The organism is Amycolatopsis sp. NPDC047767 (assembly GCF_040704195.1).
Lineage (GTDB): Bacteria > Actinomycetota > Actinomycetes > Mycobacteriales > Pseudonocardiaceae > Amycolatopsis.
Window position 1 is genome coordinate 250312 of record NZ_JBEYSJ010000003.1, and the last position, 19439, is coordinate 269750.

Sequence of the window (19439 nt, forward strand, 5' to 3'; positions counted from 1 at the left end):
CGATGGCGCTCGGGCGCTTCGCGGTGCGGGTCGACGGGGTGGTGCAGGGCGTGGGGTTCCGGCCCTTCGTCCACGGGCTCGCGCGGCGGCTCGGGCTCGCCGGCTTCGTCGGCAACGACAGCCGCGGGGTGTTCATCGAGGTCGAGGGCGCTTCGGTCGACCTGACCGCCTTCGTCGTCGCGCTGCGGGCCGAGGCGCCGCCGCTGGCTGTGGTCGACGACGTGCGCGTGACCCGCGTGCCCGCCAAGGGGGAGCCGGGCTTCGAGATCGTCGCCAGCCCGGCCGGCGGTGAGGCGGCGACGCTGGTGTCCGCGGACAGCGCGACCTGCGCGGACTGCCTGGCCGAGCTGCGGGATCCGGGGGACCGGCGGTACCGGTACCCGTTCGTCAACTGCACCAACTGCGGCCCGCGGTTCACGATCGTGCGCGGGGTGCCCTACGACCGGCCGTTGACGACCATGGCCGGGTTCGCGTTGTGCGCGGAATGCAAGCAGGAGTACGAAGATCCGGGTGACCGGCGGTTCCACGCGCAGCCCGTGTGCTGCCCGGTTTGCGGGCCACAGCTCGTGTTCTCGGGTGGCGGAGAGCCGATCGAGTCCACTGTGGACGCGCTCCAAGCGGGTGCCGTGGTCGCGGTGAAGGGGCTCGGCGGCTACCACCTCGCCGTGGTCGCGGCCGACGAGACGGCCGTGGCCGCGCTGCGCGGCAGGAAACACCGCGAGGACAAGCCGTTCGCCGTGATGGTCCCCGATCTCGCGGCGGCGCGGGAGATCGCGGAAGTCGGCGACGTCGCCGCGGCCGTGCTGACCGGGCACCGGCGGCCGATCGTGCTGCTCCCCCGCGTCGCGAACGGCCCGCTCGCGCCCTCGGTGGCGCCCGGCAACCGGCGGATCGGGGTGATGCTGCCGTACACGCCGCTGCACCACCTGCTGCTCGGCGACCTCGGCCGGCCGATCGTGCTGACCAGCGCGAACGTGTCCGACGAACCCATCGTCTACCGCGACGAAGACGCCTTCGCGCGGCTGTCCGGGATCGCCGACGCGTTCCTCACGCACGACCGGGCCATCCACACCCGGACCGACGACTCCGTCGTGCGGGTGTGGCGCGACCGCGTGCAGCTGCAACGCCGTTCGCGTGGTTACGTGCCCGAGCCCGTGCCGCTGCGCTCACGGCTCACCGAGCACATCCTCGGCTGCGGCGCGGAGCTGAAGAACACGTTCTGCCTGGCCAAGGACACCCACGCGTTCCTCTCCCACCACATCGGTGACCTCGACAACTACGAGACGTTCAAGGCTTACGAGACCGGCATCGCGCACTTCCGCGAGCTGTTCGACGTGACGCCGACGGTGGTCGCCCACGACCTGCACCCCGAGTACCTGTCCACGAAACACGCGCTGGACCTGGAGCACGTCGAGCTCGTCGGTGTGCAGCACCACCACGCCCACATCGCCTCCTGCCTCGCCGACAACGGCGAAGCCGGCCCTGTCCTCGGCGTCGCCTTCGACGGCACCGGCTACGGCACCGACGGCACCCTCTGGGGCGGGGAGTTCCTGAAGGCCGACCTCACCGGGTTCGACCGCCTGGCCCACCTCGCGCCCATCCGGCTGCCCGGCGGCACCACGGCCATCCGCCAGCCGTGGCGCATGGCCGCGGCTTACCTCGACGCGGCCGGCGTGACGACCAAGGCCCTGCGAGACCGCCACGAAGACCAGTGGGACGACGTCCTCCACCTCGCCCGCACCGGCCTGGCCTCCCCGCTCACGTCCAGCGCCGGCCGGCTGTTCGACGCCGTCGCCGCGGTGCTCGGCGTCCGTGACGAGATCAACTACGAGGGCCAAGCCGCCGTCGAGCTGGAGCAACTCGCCGACCCGGCAGAACGCGCCGCCTACCGTTGCGGGCAGACCCCGACGCAACTGTCCGGTGTGGACCTGCTCCGCGCGGTCGTCGAGGACCTCGACCACGGCACCCCACGCGCGGTCGTCGCCGCCCGCTTCCACAACGGCGTCGCCGAAGCCATCACCGAAACCTGCACTCGCCTGCGCGACACCACCGGACTCGGGACGGTCGCCCTGTCCGGCGGCGTCTTCCAGAACCTCCTGCTCCTGGAACGAACCGTGGAGTCCTTGGTGCGCACCGGTTTCCGCGTCCTCACCCACTCCCGCGTGCCGACCAACGACGGCGGCATCAGCCTCGGTCAGGTCGCTGTCGCAGCCAGCCGTACCACTCGTCCAGGCCGTCACCGCGGGTCGCGCTGATCTCCACCACCCGCGCGTCCGGGTTGACGTGCCGCAGGTCGTCCAGGAACTCCGGCACCGAGAACGCGACGTACGGCAGCAGGTCGATCTTGTTGAGCAGCACCAGATCCGTCGACGCGAACATGTGCGGGTACTTCAGCGGTTTCCCCGGCCCCTCCGTCACGGACATGATCACCACCCGCGCGGCCTCGCCGAGGTCGAACAACGCGGGGCACACGAGGTTCCCGACGTTCTCCACGAACAGCACCGAACCCCGCGCCGGCGCCAGCGTGTCGAGCGCGCGCGACAGCATCGTCGCGTCGAGGTGGCAGCCGGCGCCGGTGTTGATCTGCACGACCGGCGCGCCCGAAGCCTTGATGCGGTCGGCGTCCAGCAGCGTCTCCTGATCACCTTCGACCACCGCGAGCGGCACCGACGTGCCCAACGCGTGAACGGTCTGTTCCAGCAACGTCGTCTTGCCCGCCCCCGGTGAGCTCATCAGGTTGACCGCGAAGACCCCCAGCTCGGCGAGCCGGGACCGGTTGTGCCCGGCCAGGTGATCGTTCTTGGCCAGCACGTCCTGCTCCAGCAGCACCGTGTGAGAACCCTCCGCGTGCGAATGACCATCGGCGTGGGAATGGACCGCCGCGTCATCCGAACAACCACACGTCGCACACACCTCAAACCACCTCCACGGACTTGATGCGCAGCTGCCGCCCCGCCAGCACCTCGACGTTCGCGCTGCCGCACGCGCACAGCAGGATCGGGTCGTCGATCCCGAACTCCGCCCCGCAGTCCCGGCACGCGGCCCGCCCGGGCGGCTCGTCGATCTCCAGTTCCGCACCCTGCAACGACGTCCCCGCGCACACCACGTCGAAGCAGAACCGCACGCTGTCCGGCACCACGCCGGACAGCCGCCCGATCTCCAGCCGCACGCTGCGCACTTCCGCGTCGCCGAGCCGCGAGACGATCGCGTCCACGACGCTCTGCGTGATCGACATCTCGTGCACTAGCAGATCCTCGGCAGCGGATCGCCCACCAGCATGTCCACGATCCGCGTGCCGCCGAACGCGGTGTTCAGCAGCACCAGGCCCGGCGGGTCGTCGGCCACGCGGCCGATCACCGCCGCCTCCGCGCCGAGCGGGTGCGATCGCAGTGCCGCCAACGCGTCGTCGACCTGCGCGCCGTCGACGAACACCACGATCCGGCCCTCGCACGCCACGTACAGCGGATCGATGCCGAGCAGCTCCGACGCGCCGCGCACCTCGTCGCGCACCGGCACCGCGTTCTCGTCGACGATCACCGAAACCTGCGCGCCGGCCGCGACCTCGTTGAGGATCGTCGCCACGCCGCCGCGGGTCGCGTCGCGCATCGCGCGCACGCCGGGCACGGCGGCGAGCAGCCCCGCCACGAGGCCGTGGACGGGCGCGGTGTCGGACTCGATGTCGGCGTCGATGTCCAGCTCGCCGCGCGCCAGCATGATCGTGACGCCGTGGTCGCCGATCGGCCCGGACACCAGCACCGCGTCGCCCGGCCGGACCGAGGAAACCCCCAGTCCCGAACGGATCGAGACGCCGATGCCGGCGGTGTTGATGTACACGCCGTCGCCCTTGCCGCGCTGCACGACCTTCGTGTCCCCGGTGACGATCTGCACGTCGGCCGCGAGGGCCGCCGCCTTCATCGAGTCGACGATCTTCAGCAGGTCCTCGACGGGGAAGCCTTCCTCGAGGATGAACCCGGCCGTGAGGTAGAGCGGCCGCGAACCGGACACGGCGAGGTCGTTGACCGTGCCGTTCACGGCCAGGTCACCGATGTCGCCGCCGGGGAAGAACAGCGGCGACACCACGAACGAGTCCGTGGTCAGCGTCAGCTGCGCGCCGCCGATGGCGAGCGCGGCCGAATCCTCCATCGGCTCCAGCAGCGGGTTGCGGAACGCGTCGAGGAACACCGCCTCGATCAGCGTGTGCGTCGCCTTGCCGCCCGAGCCGTGGGACAGCGTGATGCGCTCCTCGCGCACCTTCGCGCGCCGCCGCCGGGCACGTTCGATGCGGTCGAGCACCTGCTGCTCGCGTTCCGTGGTGGTCATGCGTGGCTCGCCTCCCGCACGCGTTTGCGGCTGAACCGGCCGAAGTTGTAGTACGCCGCACACGCGCCTTCGGGCGAGACCATGCAGGTGCCGATCGGCGTCTCCGGCGTGCACGCCGTGCCGAACACCTTGCACTCCCACGGCTTCAGCACGCCCTTGAGCACCTCACCGCACTGGCACGCCTTGGGATCCGCCACGCGCACGCCCGGCACGTCGAAGAGGCGCTCGGCGTCGAACGCCGCGTACTTCTCGCGCACGCGCATCGCCGAGTGCGAGATGAACCCGAGGCCGCGCCACTCGAAGTACGGCCGCAGCTCCATCACCTCGTTGATCACCTTGAGCGCCACGAGGTTGCCGTCCCACGGCACCACGCGCGCGTACTGGTTCTCCACCTCGGCCCGGCCTTCGGACAGCTGGACCATCAACAGGTAGATCGACTGCAGGATGTCGAGCGGCTCGAACCCGGCCACCACCACGGGCTTGCCGTAGTCGCGCGAGATGAACTCGTACGGCCGGCAGCCGATCACCGTCGACACGTGGCCCGGGCCGAGGAACCCGTCGAGCCGCAGGTCGGGTGAGTCGAGAATGGCCTTGATGGCGGGCACGATCGTCACGTGGTTGGCGAAGATCGAGAAGTTCGGGATGCCTTCGTCGGCCGCGCGCAGCAGCGTCATCGCGGTCGACGGCGTGGTCGTCTCGAACCCGATGGCCATGAAGACCACCTGCAGGTCGGGGTTCTGCCGGGCGATCTTCAGCGAGTCGAGCGGCGAGTACACCATGCGGATGTTGGTGCCCTCGGCGTTGGAGTCGAAGAAGTTCCCGCCCGAACCCGGCACGCGCATCATGTCGCCGAACGACGTCATCAGCACCCCGGGCCGGCGCGCGATGCTGATCGCGTCGTCGATGCGGCCCATCGGGATCACGCACACCGGGCAGCCCGGGCCGTGCACGAGCTCGACGCTCTCGGGCAGGTAGTCCTCGAGGCCGTGCTTGTAGATCGTGTGCGTGTGGCCCCCGCACACCTCCATGAACTTGTAGTGCCTGCCGGGCTCGCACAGCGCGGTGATCTTCGCGGACAGCGCCCGCGCCTTCTCCGCGTCCCGGAACTCGTCGACGAACCGCATGGTTCCTCCTGGTCGATCAGTCGATCCGAGATTCGAGGAGGGCGGCCATCTCGTCCTCGTACGCCTTCCCGATGCTCTCCAGGAACTCCAGCGCCGCGGCGGCCTCCGCCTCGTCTATTTTGGACAGTGCGAACCCGACGTGGATGAGGATCCACTCACCGGGTGCGGGTGGGTCGTCGGCGAGCAGGCCGATGTTGATGGCCCGCTTCACCCCGCACACCGAGACTTTCGCGAGGTCCGGACGTTCCTCGCTGATCTCGATGATCTCGCCCGGGATGCCGAGGCACACGGCTATTTCCGGCTCATGTCGACATAACGCTGCACGTCCGGCTTCACCAGCCGGGCGACCCACGCCACCACACCGATGAGCACGATCAGCAGCAGCAACCGCTTGAACATGGTCAGACCTCCGTCTTGAGGGTGTCTTCCGGGAGACGCGGGGTGGTGCCCCACGCCAGTTCCTTCACCGCACGCACGGCCGCGGGCACGGCGGCCGCGACCTCCTTGCTGAGCCCGATCCCGGACTCGACCGACTTCGGCTCGCAGCCCACGATCAGCACCCGCCCCGCGTCGCCGCCGAGCAGGCGCAACAGGCGGAACACGGCCTCGGGCTGCATGCCGTGGGCGTCGATCACGGGCGCCGCCGCCATCGCGTCGACGTCGGCCTCGATCAGCGACAACGTGCCCGGCTCGACCCCGTGCGGCGTGGCGTCGAGCAGGATCGTGGTGTCGTAGCCGCCGAGCAGGTCGTAGGCCAGGTGCAGGCCGGAGACGCCGTAGTCGGCGATCTGCACCCACTCCGGCAGCTCTTCGTGTTCGAGCTGCTTGAGCACTTCGACGCCGAAGCCGTCGTCGCCGAGGAAGATGTTGCCGATCCCCGCCACCATCACCTGCGGTCTCATGTCGGCTCCAGCTCGTCGGGGGAGAAGTAACGGAAGCGGCCGTGGGCGTTCTGCAGGTCGGCGCCCGGGTCGTCGTCGAGGGTCACGGCCACGTGGGTGGTTCCGTCCACATCGGACAGCACCGCGCGCACGGTGGCGACGCGGCCGGTGAGGAACATGTCCTGCGCGTCGGCGCCCCGCAGGTTCGGGTGCAGCCGCACGCGCGAGCCCGCGGCGACACGGGTGCCGGCGACCACGACGCCGTCGGTCTCCGGGGACACGGAGGCGTCGGCTCCCGGGTCCCACCAGGGCACCTCGGGGTTCGCCGGCAGATCGGTCTGTTCCCCGGTCACCGAACGCAGGTACCGGACGGTGCCGTGCAGCCGGTCGAGCAGCTCCTGCGGCAGGTCGTCCACGCGGTCCACCAGTGCCGCCGCCCGGGGATCCGTGGCGCGGGCCTCGCGCTTCTCGTCGTCGGTGAGCGCCATCGTGCGCAGCGTGAGGATCTCGTCGATCTCGGTGCCGTCGAACAGCTCACCAGGGCTTTCGGGCGCGATCGACGGGTCGTCGTACAGGATGATGGGGGACGCCAGCATCACCCCGCTTCGTGACGACCCGCCGATCAGCACCGGCCACACGCGCTCGTTCACACACGCCTCGACGGCCGGCTTCGCCCACTCGGGCGGGTCGAGCATCGAGAGGAAGTGACCGGAGTCCACCGCCAGGATCACGTGCGCGGCGAGCAGCGCCCTGCGCAGCGCCGATTCGCGGACGCCGTCCGACGGCCACGTACTCGTGTTGCGCAGGTCCAGTCGCAGCCGCGTGCCGCCGAAGGGGCCGTCGAGCGCGTCGAGGCGAGCCGTGAGCACGCCGGTCAGCTCGCCGGAGCGGCGCACGAGCGTGCAGTGGTCGCCGACGCACTCGCGCGTTTCGGCCGGTGGAACCGAGAATGGCAGCTCCACCGGCTGCGCGAGCAGCTCGGCCACGGGGACCACGAAGTTCAGCTCGTGCTCCACGGCTTCGTCCCACGTCGTGTAGTCCTTGCCGGCCACGGTCACGGAGTCGACGAACCCGTGGCCGTCGTGCACCAGGCGTTCCTGGGCCTGCAGGAACCGCAGCGTCAGGTGTACCGAAGTGTGCTTGCGGGGCTCCAGCAGGCACTCCGTGCGTGAAGTCGCGTACTCGCCGCGCTCCTCCGACGCATACGTTGGCGGCATCAGCACGCCCCACTGCCAGCGCACCCGGTTCTTCCGCGCCGACGCACGGTAGGGGTAGAGCAGGTAACCCTCGTACAGCACGGCGTCGCCGACGGCGCGGGCCTGGTCGAACACGCTGGTCACAGGTCATCACCCACGTTCGCCAGCAGGTGCTCCATCGCCGCGTCCCACGTCGGGATGGCGTGGCGCGACTTGTACCGCAGCAGCGCGTCCACGGTCTCGCGGTGCAGCTTCAGCCACGCGACGTTGGGGAAGTACTGGTTCATCAGCTCCTCCCACGCGGCGATCGGCATACGGCACTCGGCTTCGGTGTGCCACGGCACGGGCTCGACCCAGAACCCCGGGCCGCCCTTCGCGAACACCGTGCCGCTGAAGAGCAGCACGAGCGGGACCACGCCGTCGGCGAGCGCGTGGAAGTACTTGCCGGCGGCCACTTCCAGGTCGTACGTGCAGGGCACCTCGAGCTGGAACTCCGTGGTGCGCGTGAAGCTCGGCACCATCACCGCCACGGTCGCGAACTGGAACGGCTTCAGCGTCTCGCCCCAGCGCGAAGGGTCGCCGAACAGGTTCGTGAGCAGCTCCGCCTCCCCGCTGCTGTAGCGGCGCCGCTGCGGTTCGATCCGCAGCTGCACCCGCAGCACCAGCGCGTGGATCGGCTGGGCGGTGAGCTCGGTGATCTTCATGCTGAACGCGAGCGTCGGCGACGCCGCGTACTTCACCGGGCGCACGTCCAGGCAGTCGAAGGTCAGCTCAGCCATCCGCGGCGACCTCTCCGCGGGCGCGAAGGTCGGCGAAGAACCGGTCGATGGCTTCGTGCGCTTCGGAGCCGCCGTCGAAGCCGCGCCAGTGCAGGCGGACGAGGCCGACGAGTTCGTAACACACGTCGATCGGCACGAGGAACGCCTCGAAGCCGACGTCGTGCTTGTTGACCAGCACCGCTTCGACGTCGGGGGCCACGGTGGCGAACTCGGGCTGCTCCTGCAGCAGCTCCGTCCACGTGTCCAGCGGCAGCAGCGACTCCGTCGCGCCGGCGGGGCTCGGGTAGAACGCGACCGCGCGCTCCTGCACCGAGTTGTAGAACAGGAACGCCATCCGCACGGGGATCCCGGCCGTCTCCCACAGCGTCGCGCCGGCCGGGAACCGTGCGGTGTGCCGGTAGCGCGTCGGCACCGCGCGGTGCCGTTGGCCGCCGGCCCCGGTGTGCGTGAACAGCAGGTAGCAGCCCCGGCAGGTGCACATGATGGTGCGAGATTCCAGGTCGATCACGTGCCCGTGGCCGACGCCGACCGGCTCCGTGCACAGCTCACACCGTTCCCCGGGCGCCGGGCGCTCGGCGGGCGTCAGGAACTTGCGCAGACCGCCCGTCATGCCTGCTCCACGGGGACGGGGCACTCGATCGCTTCCAGCGGCAGCAGCGGACGTCCGCCCGGGCCGGTCTGCTCGGGCACCACCCCGGCCACGATGACGTCGGTCAGCTCCGGCGCGGCCTCGCGCACCACGCGTTCGATGGCCAGCTTCGCCGTGACGGTCGAGGACGGGCAGCCGTCGCACGTGCCCTGCAGCTGCAGCCGCAGCACGCCTTCGGCGTCGATGCCGACGATGTCGACGTCTCCGGAGTGCGAACCCAGGTACGGCCGCACCTCGTCGAGCGCCTCGGTTACGCGGTCCAAAGTGGACTTCGGGTGCAGGTCGTGGAGCACCAGCAGCCCGCGCACGTGGTCGTCGCCGGCGAGGCGCTCCAGCAGCACCTCGCCGGCGACGTCCTCTCGCAGGACGGACACGATCGTCGTCAGGCCGGCGCCGTAGAACTCGAGCAGCGTGTGGACGAGGTCCTCAGCCCTGTCCGCCACGGTGCTGCCCGCCTCCGCCGCGAGCTCACCGAGGAGCTGCTCGATTCGTTCGCCTACCTGGCCGATGTCGCGTTCCGTCATGGTTCAGAACACCTCTCCGCCGAACGCGTGGGGGGTGTGGATCCGGTCGAGCGTCTTGCCCTTGCCGGTGTACATGTGCACGCCGCAGGGCAGGCAGGGATCGAAGCTGCGCACGGCGCGCATGATGTCGATGCCCTTGAAGTTCTCCTGCGTGTTCTCCTCGAAGATCGGGGTGTTCTGCACCGCGTCCTCATACGGGCCCGGCGTGCCGAACGAGTCGCGCACGCTGCCGTTCCACGGGGTCGGCGGGTACGGGTGGTAGTTCGCGATCTTGCCGCCCTTGATCACCATGTGGTGCGAAAGGACCCCGCGCACCGCCTCGGTGAACCCGCACGACACGCCTTCCTCGGGCACCTTGAACGGCTCCCACGTCTTCGTGTTGCCACCGCGGACCTCCGCGAGTGCGCGTTCCGCGAAGTGCAGCGCGAGGCCGGCCGCGTACGCCTGGAAGTACGTGCGGGCGCGGTTGCGTTCGAGCGCGTTGCTCCACTTCGGGATCTTCCACTCGAAGCTGACCTCGGGTTTCGTGGCCGTGCGCGGCAGGTTGATCACCACGCTGTGCCCGGTGGACTTCACGTAGTCGGTGTCCACGAGCCCGGCCAGCGCCGTGACCCACAGCCGGGCGATCGGGCCGCCGCCGGTGTCGAGCGCGAGGTGGTCGGTGCCGTCGAACCAGCGCGGCGACATCGTCCACGAGTACTTGTCGTCGAAGTCGCGTTTCTGCGGACGCGGGATCGTGTGCTGGTTCCACGGGTGGCGCGAGTCCACGGGGTTGCCCAGCGGGTCGTGCGTCACGAACTTGTCCATGCCCTCCCAGTCCTCGTAGAAGGACGAGCCGAGCAGGATCCGGATGCCGAGGTTGATGTCGAGCAGGCTCGTGGTGACCAGCTTGCCGTCGACGACCACGCCGGGCGTCACGAACATCTTGCGGCCCCACGACTCCATGTTCTCGTAGGTGAAGTCGCAGTACTGCGGGTCGTTGAGGCTGCCCCAGCAGCCGAGCAGGATGCGCCGGCGCCCGACCTCTTCGTAGCCGGGGATGGCTTCGTAGAAGAAGTCGAACAGGTCGTCGTGCATCGGCAGACAGCGCTTCATGAACTCGACGTAGCGCATCAGCCGGGTGAGGTAGTCGGTGAACAGCTGCACCGTCGCGATCGTCCCGACGCCGCCCGGGTACAAAGTGGACGGGTGGACGTGCCGGCCTTCCATGAGGCAGAACATCTCGCGCGTGGACCGGCTGACCTGCAGGGCCTCGCGGTAGAACTCGCCCTCCAGCGGGTTGAGCGAGCGCATGATGTCGCCGATGGTCTTGTACCCGTGGTCACCCGCGTGCGGCGCCTCGGTGCGGTTGGCCAGCTCCAGCACGCCGGGGTTGGTCTCGGCCACCATCTTCTCGCAGTAGTCGACGCCGACCAGGTTCTCCTGGAAGATGTTGTGGTCGAACATGTACTCGGCGGCCTCGCCGAGGTTGATGATCCACTCGCCGAGGTGCGGCGGGCGCACGCCGTAGGCCATGTTCTGGTTGTAGACCGAGCACGTGGCGTGGTTGTCGCCGCAGATCCCGCAGATGCGGCTGGTGATGAAGTGCGCGTCGCGCGGATCCTTGCCCTTCATGAAGATGCTGTAGCCGCGGAAGACCGAAGACGTGCTGTGGCACTCCACGACCTTCTTGGCCGCCCAGTCGATCTTCGTGTAGATCCCCAGGCTGCCGACGATGCGCGTGATCGGGTCCCACGCCATCTCGACGAGGTCGGTCCGGCCCTTGGTGCTGACGGCCTTGTCGCTTTCGGTTCGCGTCATGTCCCCAGTCCCTTCAGCGCCAAGAGGAGCGGTAGCCGGTTTCGAGCTGCTTGCCCTTGTGCCGCCACTTGGGTTCGGCGTCGGCCTTGCGTTCGGTGATCTTGCGCAGGCGCCGGATCACCGAGCCGTACGCGCCGCTCGCCAGCGAGGAGACGTGGGCGCCGGGCGGTTCGTCCATGAACGGCATGAACTTGTCCGGGAAGCCGGGCATGGTGCAGCCGATGCAGATGCCGCCGACGTTCGGGCAGCCGCCGACGCCGTTGATCCAGCCGCGCTTGGGCACGTTGCACTTCACGACCGGGCCCCAGCAGCCGAGCTTGACCAGGCACTTCGGCGAGTCGTACTCCTCGGCGAACTGGCCCTGCTCGTAGTAACCGGCTCGATCGCACCCCTCGTGGACGGTCGCACCGAACAGCCATTGTGGACGGAGGTGGTCGTCGAGCGGGATCATCGGCGCGTGGCCGGCGGCCTGGTAGAGCAGGTAGGTGAGTGTTTCGGAGAAGTTGTCCGGGTGCGTCGGGCAGCCGGGGATGCACACGATCGGCAGGCCGGCGCCCGATTTCCAGTCCCAGCCCAGGTAGTCGGGCACGCCCATCGCGCCCGTCGGGTTGCCCTCCATCGCGTGGATGCCGCCGTATGCGGCGCAGGTGCCGGCCGCGACCACGGCGAGCGCCTTGGGAGCCAGGCGGTCGAGCCACTCGCTGGTGGTCATGGGCTGGCCGGTCTCGGGGTTGTTGCCGAAGCCGCACCAGTAGCCCTCGGCCTTGATGGCCTCGTTGGGGATCGAACCCTCGACGACCAGCACGAACGGTTCCAGCTCGCCGCGATCGGCTTTGTAGAACCACTCGATGAACGTGTCGGCGCCCTTGTCCGGACCGCACTCGAAGTCGATCAGCGGCCAGTGCACCTGGATCTTCGGCAGGCCGGGCAGCGCGCCGAGCACGATCTCCTCGATGCTCGGCTGCGTGGCGGCGGTCAGCGCGACGGAGTCGCCGTCGCAGGACAGTCCGGCGTTGATCCACAGGATGTGGATGGGCTTCTCTTCTTCTCGGGCTTGGGTCACGGCTGTTCACCCTCGAGGTCGTCGAGCGCACCGAGGGTGAGTTCCCACAGTGCGTGGTAAAGGGTCGTCTGGGCTTCTTGGATGCGGTGCACGGAAGGCGACGGCACGACGAAGAGGTGGTCGATGCTGGTGAGCTCGGCCATCTTCCCGCCGTCGTACCCGGCGATGCCGACGGTGACGAGGCCGCGGCGCGCGGCCTCGTCGAAGGCGGCCAGCAGGTTCGCCGAGTTCCCGCTGGTCGACAGGCCCACGGCGATGTCGCCGCGGCGGCCGAACGCGGCGACCTGCCGGGAGAACACGACGTCGAACCCGATGTCGTTGGACAGGGCGGTGACCACGGCGATGTCGTTGGTGAGGCCGAAGGCGGGCAGGGGCCGCGCGTTTTTGCGGCCGTCGCCGGCGGGGCTCTCGGGGCTGAGGAACAGGCTCGCGAGGTCCTGCGCGTCGGTGGAGCTGCCGCCGTTGCCGAAGGCCAGCAACCGGCCACCGCCGGCGAACGCCTTCGCGAGGTCCCGCGCGCACGCGGCGAGGCGCTCGCCGTCGGTCTCGAGAACCTGACGGCGCAGCGCGACGATCTCGCCGGCTTTCTCCACAGTGGACTGCCGGACCTGGGTCAGGACGGCGTCGAGGTCGCTCTTACCCGCGTACAGGAACGGGTACAGCTCCTCGAGACCACTCGCGCCCACGGAATCCATGGCCGCTCAGCTCCCTCGGCTACTCGGAAATCTCCAGACGTGCGATGGCTTCGCCGGCGTGGACGAGGATTCGGTCGCCGACACCGGCATCCACCAGTGCCACGCTCACTTCTTCCCTGCCCTGGCCGGTATCCACGACTGCGAACCCGAGGTCCAGGAGTTCGACGACGGTCACTTCGACCGCGGTATCGGAACAGGTGATGCACACCCCGTCATGACAGGCGGGGGCCGGTGCTCTGTCGGCGTCATGGGCGTTCACGACGCCACCTCCGGTGTGAGGACACCGGGCTGTTCGAAGAACACGTGCACGAGTTCCCACAGGACGTGGTAGGTCGTGACGTGGATTTCCTTGACCACGCGGGGGTCGTCGGAGCGTGCGTGCAGCACGTGGTCGGCCGTGATGGTGCCCGGCCCGGTTCCGCCCGTGAGCGCGATGGTGAGCATCCCCAGCTCACGGGCGGCTTCGAGACCGCGCCGGACGTTGATGCAGTCCCCGTCGGACGAGATGCCGAGCGCGATGTCCTGCGGCTCGGCGAGGAACTTGATCTGGTAGGCGAAGATCTCGTCCAGGCCCTTTTCGTTCGCGACGCTGGTGAGCGTGGCGACGTCGGCCGTCAGCGAGATCGCCGGCAACGCGCGTTTCCCCACGATCACGGGGTGCACGAACTCCACGGCCACGTGCTGCGCGTCGGTGCCCGCGCCCCCGTTGCCGAACACCACGAGCTTCCCGCCGCGGTGAAACCGCCGCGCCATTCCGTGACACGCCTGCGCCACCGCCTCCGCTTGCGAGCGCAGCTCTCCACCCGGCACGACGCGGCGCTCGAACAGCGCCGCCACCGCACCGGTAGAAGTACTCGGAAAGCCGACCATGGCGGCACTTCCCTGCGCTCGGTGGTGGGAGCAGTCTCGTCCCACACTAGAGCTGTGAGTTGGATCACACAATAGATCGCGGGAATGGGCAGTAATTCACCCGAGTGGCGTCTGGTCATGATCCGCGCGGCGGTGCGCGGAACCGGGTCCGGCGTTTCTTGCGAACGACGTGGGGATGGCTGCGGATTTCGGCGGGTGATGTTGCGGTGGAACCGGGTTCGGGCGGCTGCGGGGTTCGGTCGGGGATTCGGCGCTGAGCCACGGGGCGCTTTCGTTTTTGCGGTCTGTCCACAGGCCACTCCGAGTTGTGGACAACTGGGCGGGGGTGGCGGCGATTTCTCAGAACTGTCGGTGGTGGCCGACAGAATGGGACGGGGACGCCTCCCAAAAAAGCGGCGGCTGTATGTCCGGTTGGGGTTCAAGCCCGGTCATGCTCCCCTTGGGACTCCTCCGCCCGCGACAGCCACGTGTCCGCCTCCTCCGCCGCACCCCTCGCCTGCAGCATCCGCGCCAAGCTCAACATCCCCTGCACATCCCCGGTCTCCGCCGCCGCCCGGAAGAACCGCTCCGCCTTCGCCAGCTCATCCCGCGCCTCGGCCAGGTGCCCGAGGTTCGTCAGCGCCGGGATGCTTCCGTGCTCCGCCGCCTTGCGGTACCAGGCCGCGGCTTCGCCCTCGTCGCCGCGGTTGCGGGCCAGGACGCCGAGGTTGGTCATCGCGGCGGCGTCGCCGGCTTCGGCCGCGTCGAGGTACCAGGCTTCGGCCTCGTCGACGTCGCCGCGGCGGTGCAGGAGCAGGCCCAGGCGGACGGTGGCCTCGACGTTGCCGGAGGTCGCACCCTGGCGGTACCAGGATTCGGCGTCCTGGAGCTTGCCGAAGCGTTCGGACTGGCGGCCGAGCAGGCAGGTCGCTGAGAGGTCGCCGTCGGCGAGGGCCTCGCGCCACCAGCGCGTGGCCTCGCTGTAGCGGCCGCGTTCGCGCATGACGATGCCGACGTCGATCATCGCGGACGTGTTGCCCGTGCTCGCGGCGCGGCGGCACCAGTCCTCGGCCTCGTCGTAGCGGCCGCGTTCGGCGAGCAGGTGCCCGAGCGCGCCCATCGCGTCGGCGTCACCGGTCACGGCGGCCTCGTGGAACCAGTACTCGGCGTCCTCGACGCGGCCGCGCCGTTCGTACGCGCGGCCGAGGCCCAGCATCCCGTGCGGCTCGCCGGCGTGAGCGGCCTCGTGGTACCAGCGTTCGGCCTCGTCGAGCACACCGCGCTCGGCCAGGAGGTTCGCCAACGCCGTCATCGCGATGCGGTCGCCGCCGGCCGCCGCGCGGCGGAACCACGTCTCGGCCTCCGCCTGCTCGCCGCGTTCGCGCAGCGCCGCGCCGAGGCGTGTCATCGCGACGACGTTGCCGCCCTCCGCGGCCTTGCGCTGCAGGTAGTCGTCGACGCGCGAGTTCCACTTCCGCAGCCGCCCGCTCATCGGCAACGCTCCCTTCCGCCTACCCCCACCCCAGTAGTCGCTCGACGCGCCGCGGACGTGACACCGTGGTCCCGGACACGGTTCGCGCGCAGCTGAGAGTGTCGGCGCGATCACGGGCCTCGCGCCGGGCATACTGCGCCGATCATTACCAATCCGACCACAGTCACGGCCGAATGGCTTCGTAGCAACGGCTACGCGCCGCTTGGGGGTCGGCCTACTTTGGTCGGATCGGTACTGCCGCCTCCTGAACCCGTCGAGAGGATCACGCGCGCATGGCCCGGACGTCTCCCACCCAGCGAATCCTGCTGGTCGTCGTGGTTCTCGTGGTGGCCGTCGCGGGGATCTGGTACGCCGGACGGCCGAGCGGCGCCGAGCCCACGGGTGCCGCACCCGCCGACGTCACGCAGCAGCTGGCGGAGCTGAAAATCGCGCCGCGCACGTCGATGTCCGGCTACTCCCGTGACAAATTCCCGCACTGGGACAACCAGGGGCACAACTGCAACACGCGCGAGCTCGTGCTCAAGCGCGACGGCAAGGACGTCAAGGCCGGCACCGACTGCAACCCGACGTCCGGCACCTGGTTCAGCGTGTACGACGCCGAGACCTGGACCAAGCCCGGCGACGTCGACATCGACCACATGGTGCCCCTCGGCCAGGCCTGGGCCAGCGGCGCGCGCGACTGGCCGCAGTCCAAACGCGAGCAGTTCGCCAACGACCTCACTCGCCCCCAGCTCTTCGCCGTCACGGACAACCTCAACCAGCAGAAGGGCGACAAGGCGCCCGACGAGTGGAAGCCGCCGCTGGTGTCGTTCTGGTGCACCTACGCGACGGACTGGGTGACCGTGAAGCACTTCTACGGCCTCACCATCACGACGGGGGAGAAGACGGCGCTGCAGGACATGCTGCGCCGCTGCCCGGCCTGATACGCGGGCCGGAACTGTCGGACCCCTCGGTTACTGTCCCTGGCATGGCGACCTTCCTCCTCATCCACGGCGGTGGCGGCAGCGGCTGGGAATGGCACCTCGTCGTCGACGAGCTGCGGCGGCGCGGCCACGAAGCCGTGGCGCCGGACCTGCCGCTCGGCAACCCCGAGGCGAAGCTGGCGGAGTTCGCGGCCACGGCCACCGCGGCGGTGGAGGGAAAGCCGGACATCGTCGTGGTCGGGCATTCCTACGGCGGATTCACCGCTGGGCTGGCCGCGGCGCGGCTGGAAAACGCGCGGCTGCTCGTTTTCCTCGCCGGCATGGTGCCCGCGCCGGGGGAGCCGCCGGCCCAGTGGTGGGGCAACGTCGGGTTCGAAGGCCCGGGCGCGGACCTCACCGACACGGAGATCTACCTCGGCGACGTGCCGCCGGAGCTCGCCGCCGAAGCCCTGAGCCGCAGCCGCGACCAGCTCAGCGCGGAGTGGGACGACCCGTGGCCCGACGCGCAGTTGCCCGACCTCCCCACGCGCGTGCTCCTCTGCCGCGACGACAAGTTCTTCTCGCCCGAGCTGCAGCGGCGCGTCGCGCGCGAGCGGCTCGGCGTCGAGGCCGACGAGATCGACGGGTCCCACGGCGTCGCGTTGAGCCGTCCGGCTGAGCTGGCCGAGCGGCTCGAGCGGTATTTCGCCACGCTCTGACACCGCGGCGCCGCCAAATGGTCCAGACCTATTGACCGCTGGCTCGGTGCTCCCTAACGTCGGTCTCCCGTGCACGGTTCCTCCACCCCGGTCCCCACTGGAGGTTCCGAAAGTGAAACTCAGAGCCCTCAGCGCCGCCGTGCTCGCGCTCGGCGCGCTCGTCACCGTCCCCGTCGCGACGGCCAGCGCCGCGACTTTGCCCGCGTGCCAGCACTTCTACACCGGCCCGATCCCCGACCGCCCCGTCTCCGGCGGCCACGGCCCGGGCTCCCTCGTCGGCGCGGTCAACGTGAGCAACCGCCTGCCCGCGCCCACCGGCGTCACCGGCGGCCTCGGCGGCGACGGCAAGGTCACCTTCACGTTCTCCCGCGTGCCGGGCGCCAAGGCCTACCGTGCATTCCGCAACGGCCAGGCCCTGCAGTGGATCAGCGACTGGGGCCAGCAGACGCTCCAGGTCACCGACGCGAGCCCCTGCCAGAACGCCAGCTACCAGCTCTACGCCATGACGGCCGAGGACAACTCACCCGGCTCGCTCGGCCAGATCTCCACCGCGTACCGCGTGGGCTCGTCCGGTCAGCTGGCGCCCTACGCCGTCGCCAAGGGCACCACGCTCAACTACCGCGTCACCGCCTACAACGACGTCGCCCAAACCGCCCTCGGCTACCAGGCCGGCCCGGGCTTCTGCGCCGTCGACGCCCGCAACATCCCTTGGGGCACCAGGATTTCCGTCCCGGGCTACGGCCACTGCTACGCGGCCGACATCGGCAGCTGGATCAAGGACGACATCCTGGACGTCTGGCTGCCGGGCAACCAGGCCAACGACTGGGGAGTGCAACGCCTGACGCTCACGGTGGAATAGCGAGCCATCGAACAGAAGAAAGGGCTTCCTCGAGTGAATCTCCGCTCGAGGAAGCCCTTTTCCTAGCCCGTCACCACTTGTCGTGCACCAGTGGCCGGATCAGTTCGTCGTACGTGGCCCGCACGCCGGCCGCCGCTTCTTCCGGCAGCGGGGCCAGCCCGGCGGCGACGGTGTTGCCCCGTGCCTGCTCCGCGTTGCGCGCACCCGGGATCACCACGGAAACCCCGAGCTGATCCAGAATCCACCGCAACGCGAACTGCGCCAGGGTCTGCCCCTCCGGCACCAGCCCGCGCAGGCGCTCCACGGCCTCCAGCCCGACCTCGAACGGCACGCCCGAGAAGGTCTCGCCGACGTCGAACGCCTCGCCGTGCCGGTTGAAGTTGCGGTGGTCGTCGGTCCCGAAGGTCGTCGCGGCCGTGTAGCGGCCCGACAGCAGGCCCGACGCCAGCGGCACCCGCGCGATGATCCCGGCGCCCGTCTCGACTGCCTTGGGCAGCACGCGCTCCAGGGGCTTGAGCCGCAGGCAGTTCAGGATGATCTGCACCGACGCGACGTTCGGCCGCGAAAGTGCCGTCAGGGCCTCGTCGCACGTTTCGACGCTGACGCCGTAGGCCTTGATCCGGCCTTCGTCGACCATGCGGTCCAGTGCGTCGTACACGGCGTCCGACGAGTACACGGCGGTCGGCGGGCAGTGGAGCTGGACGAGGTCGAGGGTGTCCATGCCGAGGTTGCGGCGGGACCGGTCGTTCCACTCGCGAAAGTTCTTCTCGACGTAGTTCTCCGGTACCTGCTCGGCGCGGCGGCCCATCTTCGTGGCCACGAACACGCCGTCGCCACGTTCGCGGCGGAAGCGGCCGACCAGCGTCTCGCTGCGGCCGTCGCCGTAGACGTCGGCGGTGTCGAAGAAGGTGACGCCTTCGTCGGCCGCCGCGTGCAGCACGCCCATGGCCTCGGATTCGTCGACGGTGCCCCAGTCGGCGCCGAGCTGCCAGCACCCGAGGCCGACGGCGGACACCTCACGCCCCAGCCGGGTGATCTTGCGAGTCTCCATACGAGCGATCCTAAGCGGACCCGGATCAGCGCCGAGCGGTCAAGGCACTCACGCGACCGGTCCCACCGCGAACGCTGCCCAGACGTACTTCCCGCCCGCGCACGGCTCGTAGCCCCACTCCTGCGACAGCACGTGGACCAGCTGCAGTCCCCGGCTGCGCGCGGCCTCCGGTGAGGGTTCCTTGAGGCGCGGCACCTCGTGGCCGGCGTCGAAGACGCAGACCACCAGCCGTCCCTCCGAGAGCCGCAGCTCCAGCCGATCCGGCCGCTCACCGTGCTCGAACGCGTTGGTCACCAGCTCGGACGTCGCCAGCAATACGTCGTCCCGCCATTGGTCGCCCACAGCCAGCTCTTCGAGCGCGGCGCGGACAGCGTGGCGGGCGATCGCGGGCGCGATGACGTCGTCCGGGAGCGCCAGGCGCACGGTGGCGGGTGTCGTGGTGCCTCGCGTCGGCATCTTCGACGTCGTCATGGCTTCCACACCTCCCGACCTGTCCGTTACTCGCACCGGCTTACTACCCAAGCGGGGGGACCCCG

The 19439-nt window shown here is 69.7% G+C and carries 22 protein-coding genes; 4 read left to right on the plus strand and 18 right to left on the minus strand.

Going from position 1 to position 19439, the window contains the following annotated elements; translation table 11 throughout:
• Positions 1–2: 2 nt before the first annotated feature.
• The gene (hypF, locus tag AB0878_RS07310) at positions 3–2255 is read left to right on the plus strand and encodes a carbamoyltransferase HypF (RefSeq protein ID WP_366577409.1); all 2253 of its coding nucleotides are present in this window, start codon (positions 3–5) and stop codon (positions 2253–2255) included.
• Here the strand turns inward: hypF and hypB are convergent.
• From hypB to AB0878_RS07390, 16 genes are all read right to left on the minus strand, one after another.
• Positions 2185–2829, minus strand: a complete 645-nt coding sequence (gene hypB / locus AB0878_RS07315) for a hydrogenase nickel incorporation protein HypB (RefSeq protein ID WP_366577411.1) — start codon at positions 2827–2829, stop codon at positions 2185–2187. The two genes, hypF and hypB, sit on opposite strands and share 71 nt — an antisense overlap.
• 85 nt (positions 2830–2914) lie before the next feature.
• Positions 2915–3244, minus strand: a complete 330-nt coding sequence (locus AB0878_RS07320; RefSeq protein ID WP_285971027.1) for a hydrogenase maturation nickel metallochaperone HypA — start codon at positions 3242–3244, stop codon at positions 2915–2917.
• Positions 3244–4320: a hydrogenase expression/formation protein HypE gene (gene hypE, locus AB0878_RS07325; protein ID WP_366577414.1), complete on the minus strand. Its 1077-nt coding sequence runs from the start codon at positions 4318–4320 to the stop codon at positions 3244–3246. The genes AB0878_RS07320 and hypE overlap by 1 nt, the downstream gene beginning before the upstream one ends.
• Positions 4317–5444 carry a hydrogenase formation protein HypD gene (hypD, locus tag AB0878_RS07330; RefSeq protein WP_366577416.1) on the minus strand — a complete coding sequence of 376 codons (1128 nt, stop codon included), beginning with the start codon at positions 5442–5444 and terminating at the stop codon, positions 4317–4319. The genes hypE and hypD overlap by 4 nt, the downstream gene beginning before the upstream one ends.
• A gap of 16 nt (positions 5445–5460) precedes the next feature.
• Positions 5461–5733: a HypC/HybG/HupF family hydrogenase formation chaperone gene (gene hypC / locus AB0878_RS07335; RefSeq protein WP_366577418.1), complete on the minus strand. Its 273-nt coding sequence runs from the start codon at positions 5731–5733 to the stop codon at positions 5461–5463.
• A 112-nt stretch (positions 5734–5845) separates the two neighbouring features.
• The gene (locus tag AB0878_RS07340) at positions 5846–6346 is read right to left on the minus strand and encodes a hydrogenase maturation protease (protein ID WP_366577420.1); all 501 of its coding nucleotides are present in this window, start codon (positions 6344–6346) and stop codon (positions 5846–5848) included.
• Positions 6343–7665, minus strand: a complete 1323-nt coding sequence (locus tag AB0878_RS07345; RefSeq protein ID WP_366577422.1) for a hypothetical protein — start codon at positions 7663–7665, stop codon at positions 6343–6345. Before AB0878_RS07345 ends, AB0878_RS07340 begins: the two co-directional genes overlap by 4 nt.
• Positions 7662–8300, minus strand: a complete 639-nt coding sequence (locus AB0878_RS07350; protein WP_366577424.1) for a DUF6084 family protein — start codon at positions 8298–8300, stop codon at positions 7662–7664. The genes AB0878_RS07345 and AB0878_RS07350 overlap by 4 nt, the downstream gene beginning before the upstream one ends.
• Positions 8293–8910, minus strand: a complete 618-nt coding sequence (locus AB0878_RS07355; RefSeq protein WP_366577426.1) for a DUF5947 family protein — start codon at positions 8908–8910, stop codon at positions 8293–8295. Before AB0878_RS07355 ends, AB0878_RS07350 begins: the two co-directional genes overlap by 8 nt.
• A complete protein-coding gene (locus tag AB0878_RS07360; RefSeq protein WP_366577428.1) occupies positions 8907–9473 on the minus strand; it encodes a NifU family protein in 567 nt (188 codons plus the stop codon). The genes AB0878_RS07355 and AB0878_RS07360 overlap by 4 nt, the downstream gene beginning before the upstream one ends.
• A gap of 3 nt (positions 9474–9476) precedes the next feature.
• Complete coding sequence (locus tag AB0878_RS07365) at positions 9477–11273, minus strand: nickel-dependent hydrogenase large subunit (RefSeq protein ID WP_366577430.1); 1797 nt, start codon at positions 11271–11273, stop codon at positions 9477–9479.
• Positions 11274–11286: 13 nt separating this feature from the next.
• The gene (locus AB0878_RS07370) at positions 11287–12336 is read right to left on the minus strand and encodes a hydrogenase expression protein HypE (protein ID WP_366577432.1); all 1050 of its coding nucleotides are present in this window, start codon (positions 12334–12336) and stop codon (positions 11287–11289) included.
• A complete protein-coding gene (locus AB0878_RS07375) occupies positions 12333–13031 on the minus strand; it encodes an SIS domain-containing protein (protein WP_366577434.1) in 699 nt (232 codons plus the stop codon). The genes AB0878_RS07370 and AB0878_RS07375 overlap by 4 nt, the downstream gene beginning before the upstream one ends.
• A gap of 19 nt (positions 13032–13050) precedes the next feature.
• Positions 13051–13239, minus strand: a complete 189-nt coding sequence (locus tag AB0878_RS07380; protein ID WP_366577902.1) for a HypC/HybG/HupF family hydrogenase formation chaperone — start codon at positions 13237–13239, stop codon at positions 13051–13053.
• Positions 13240–13286: 47 nt separating this feature from the next.
• A complete protein-coding gene (locus AB0878_RS07385; protein ID WP_366577436.1) occupies positions 13287–13901 on the minus strand; it encodes an SIS domain-containing protein in 615 nt (204 codons plus the stop codon).
• A gap of 418 nt (positions 13902–14319) precedes the next feature.
• Complete coding sequence (locus AB0878_RS07390) at positions 14320–15372, minus strand: tetratricopeptide repeat protein (RefSeq protein WP_366577438.1); 1053 nt, start codon at positions 15370–15372, stop codon at positions 14320–14322.
• A 272-nt stretch (positions 15373–15644) separates the two neighbouring features.
• On the opposite strand from AB0878_RS07390, the gene AB0878_RS07395 reads away from it, so the two are divergent.
• The 3 genes from AB0878_RS07395 to AB0878_RS07405 all read left to right on the plus strand — a co-directional run bounded on the left by AB0878_RS07395 (position 15645) and on the right by AB0878_RS07405 (position 17852).
• The gene (locus AB0878_RS07395; RefSeq protein ID WP_366577440.1) at positions 15645–16295 is read left to right on the plus strand and encodes an HNH endonuclease family protein; all 651 of its coding nucleotides are present in this window, start codon (positions 15645–15647) and stop codon (positions 16293–16295) included.
• 44 nt (positions 16296–16339) lie between these two features.
• The gene (locus tag AB0878_RS07400; protein WP_366577442.1) at positions 16340–16993 is read left to right on the plus strand and encodes an alpha/beta hydrolase; all 654 of its coding nucleotides are present in this window, start codon (positions 16340–16342) and stop codon (positions 16991–16993) included.
• Between the two features lie 112 nt (positions 16994–17105).
• Positions 17106–17852 (plus strand): 3D domain-containing protein, encoded by a 747-nt coding sequence (locus tag AB0878_RS07405; RefSeq protein WP_366577444.1) that lies wholly within the window; start codon positions 17106–17108, stop codon positions 17850–17852.
• A gap of 70 nt (positions 17853–17922) precedes the next feature.
• Here AB0878_RS07405 and AB0878_RS07410 read toward each other — a convergent pair whose 3' ends face one another.
• Both AB0878_RS07410 and AB0878_RS07415 read right to left on the minus strand, forming a co-directional pair.
• Positions 17923–18903, minus strand: coding sequence for an aldo/keto reductase (locus tag AB0878_RS07410; protein WP_366577446.1), 981 nt, complete (start codon positions 18901–18903; stop codon positions 17923–17925).
• A 48-nt stretch (positions 18904–18951) separates the two neighbouring features.
• Positions 18952–19374 (minus strand): ATP-binding protein, encoded by a 423-nt coding sequence (locus AB0878_RS07415; protein ID WP_366577448.1) that lies wholly within the window; start codon positions 19372–19374, stop codon positions 18952–18954.
• Positions 19375–19439 lie beyond the last annotated feature (65 nt).

Excerpts from the sequence above, each read along its gene's own strand:
- AB0878_RS07355 (WP_366577426.1), bottom strand. The coding sequence starts at position 8,910 with ATGACGGGCGGTCTGCGCAAGTTCCTGACGCCCGCCGAGCGCCCGGCG.
- AB0878_RS07400 (WP_366577442.1), top strand. The coding sequence starts at position 16,340 with ATGGCGACCTTCCTCCTCATCCACGGCGGTGGCGGCAGCGGCTGGGAA.
- hypD (WP_366577416.1), bottom strand. The coding sequence starts at position 5,444 with ATGCGGTTCGTCGACGAGTTCCGGGACGCGGAGAAGGCGCGGGCGCTG.
- hypF (WP_366577409.1), top strand. The coding sequence starts at position 3 with ATGGCGCTCGGGCGCTTCGCGGTGCGGGTCGACGGGGTGGTGCAGGGC.
- AB0878_RS07390 (WP_366577438.1), bottom strand. The coding sequence starts at position 15,372 with ATGAGCGGGCGGCTGCGGAAGTGGAACTCGCGCGTCGACGACTACCTG.
- AB0878_RS07415 (WP_366577448.1), bottom strand. The coding sequence starts at position 19,374 with ATGACGACGTCGAAGATGCCGACGCGAGGCACCACGACACCCGCCACC.
- AB0878_RS07395 (WP_366577440.1), top strand. The coding sequence starts at position 15,645 with ATGGCCCGGACGTCTCCCACCCAGCGAATCCTGCTGGTCGTCGTGGTT.
- hypE (WP_366577414.1), bottom strand. The coding sequence starts at position 4,320 with ATGACCACCACGGAACGCGAGCAGCAGGTGCTCGACCGCATCGAACGT.
- AB0878_RS07350 (WP_366577424.1), bottom strand. The coding sequence starts at position 8,300 with ATGGCTGAGCTGACCTTCGACTGCCTGGACGTGCGCCCGGTGAAGTAC.
- AB0878_RS07360 (WP_366577428.1), bottom strand. The coding sequence starts at position 9,473 with ATGACGGAACGCGACATCGGCCAGGTAGGCGAACGAATCGAGCAGCTC.
- AB0878_RS07410 (WP_366577446.1), bottom strand. The coding sequence starts at position 18,903 with ATGGAGACTCGCAAGATCACCCGGCTGGGGCGTGAGGTGTCCGCCGTC.
- AB0878_RS07365 (WP_366577430.1), bottom strand. The coding sequence starts at position 11,273 with ATGACGCGAACCGAAAGCGACAAGGCCGTCAGCACCAAGGGCCGGACC.
- AB0878_RS07385 (WP_366577436.1), bottom strand. The coding sequence starts at position 13,901 with ATGGTCGGCTTTCCGAGTACTTCTACCGGTGCGGTGGCGGCGCTGTTC.
- AB0878_RS07375 (WP_366577434.1), bottom strand. The coding sequence starts at position 13,031 with ATGGATTCCGTGGGCGCGAGTGGTCTCGAGGAGCTGTACCCGTTCCTG.
- AB0878_RS07340 (WP_366577420.1), bottom strand. The coding sequence starts at position 6,346 with ATGAGACCGCAGGTGATGGTGGCGGGGATCGGCAACATCTTCCTCGGC.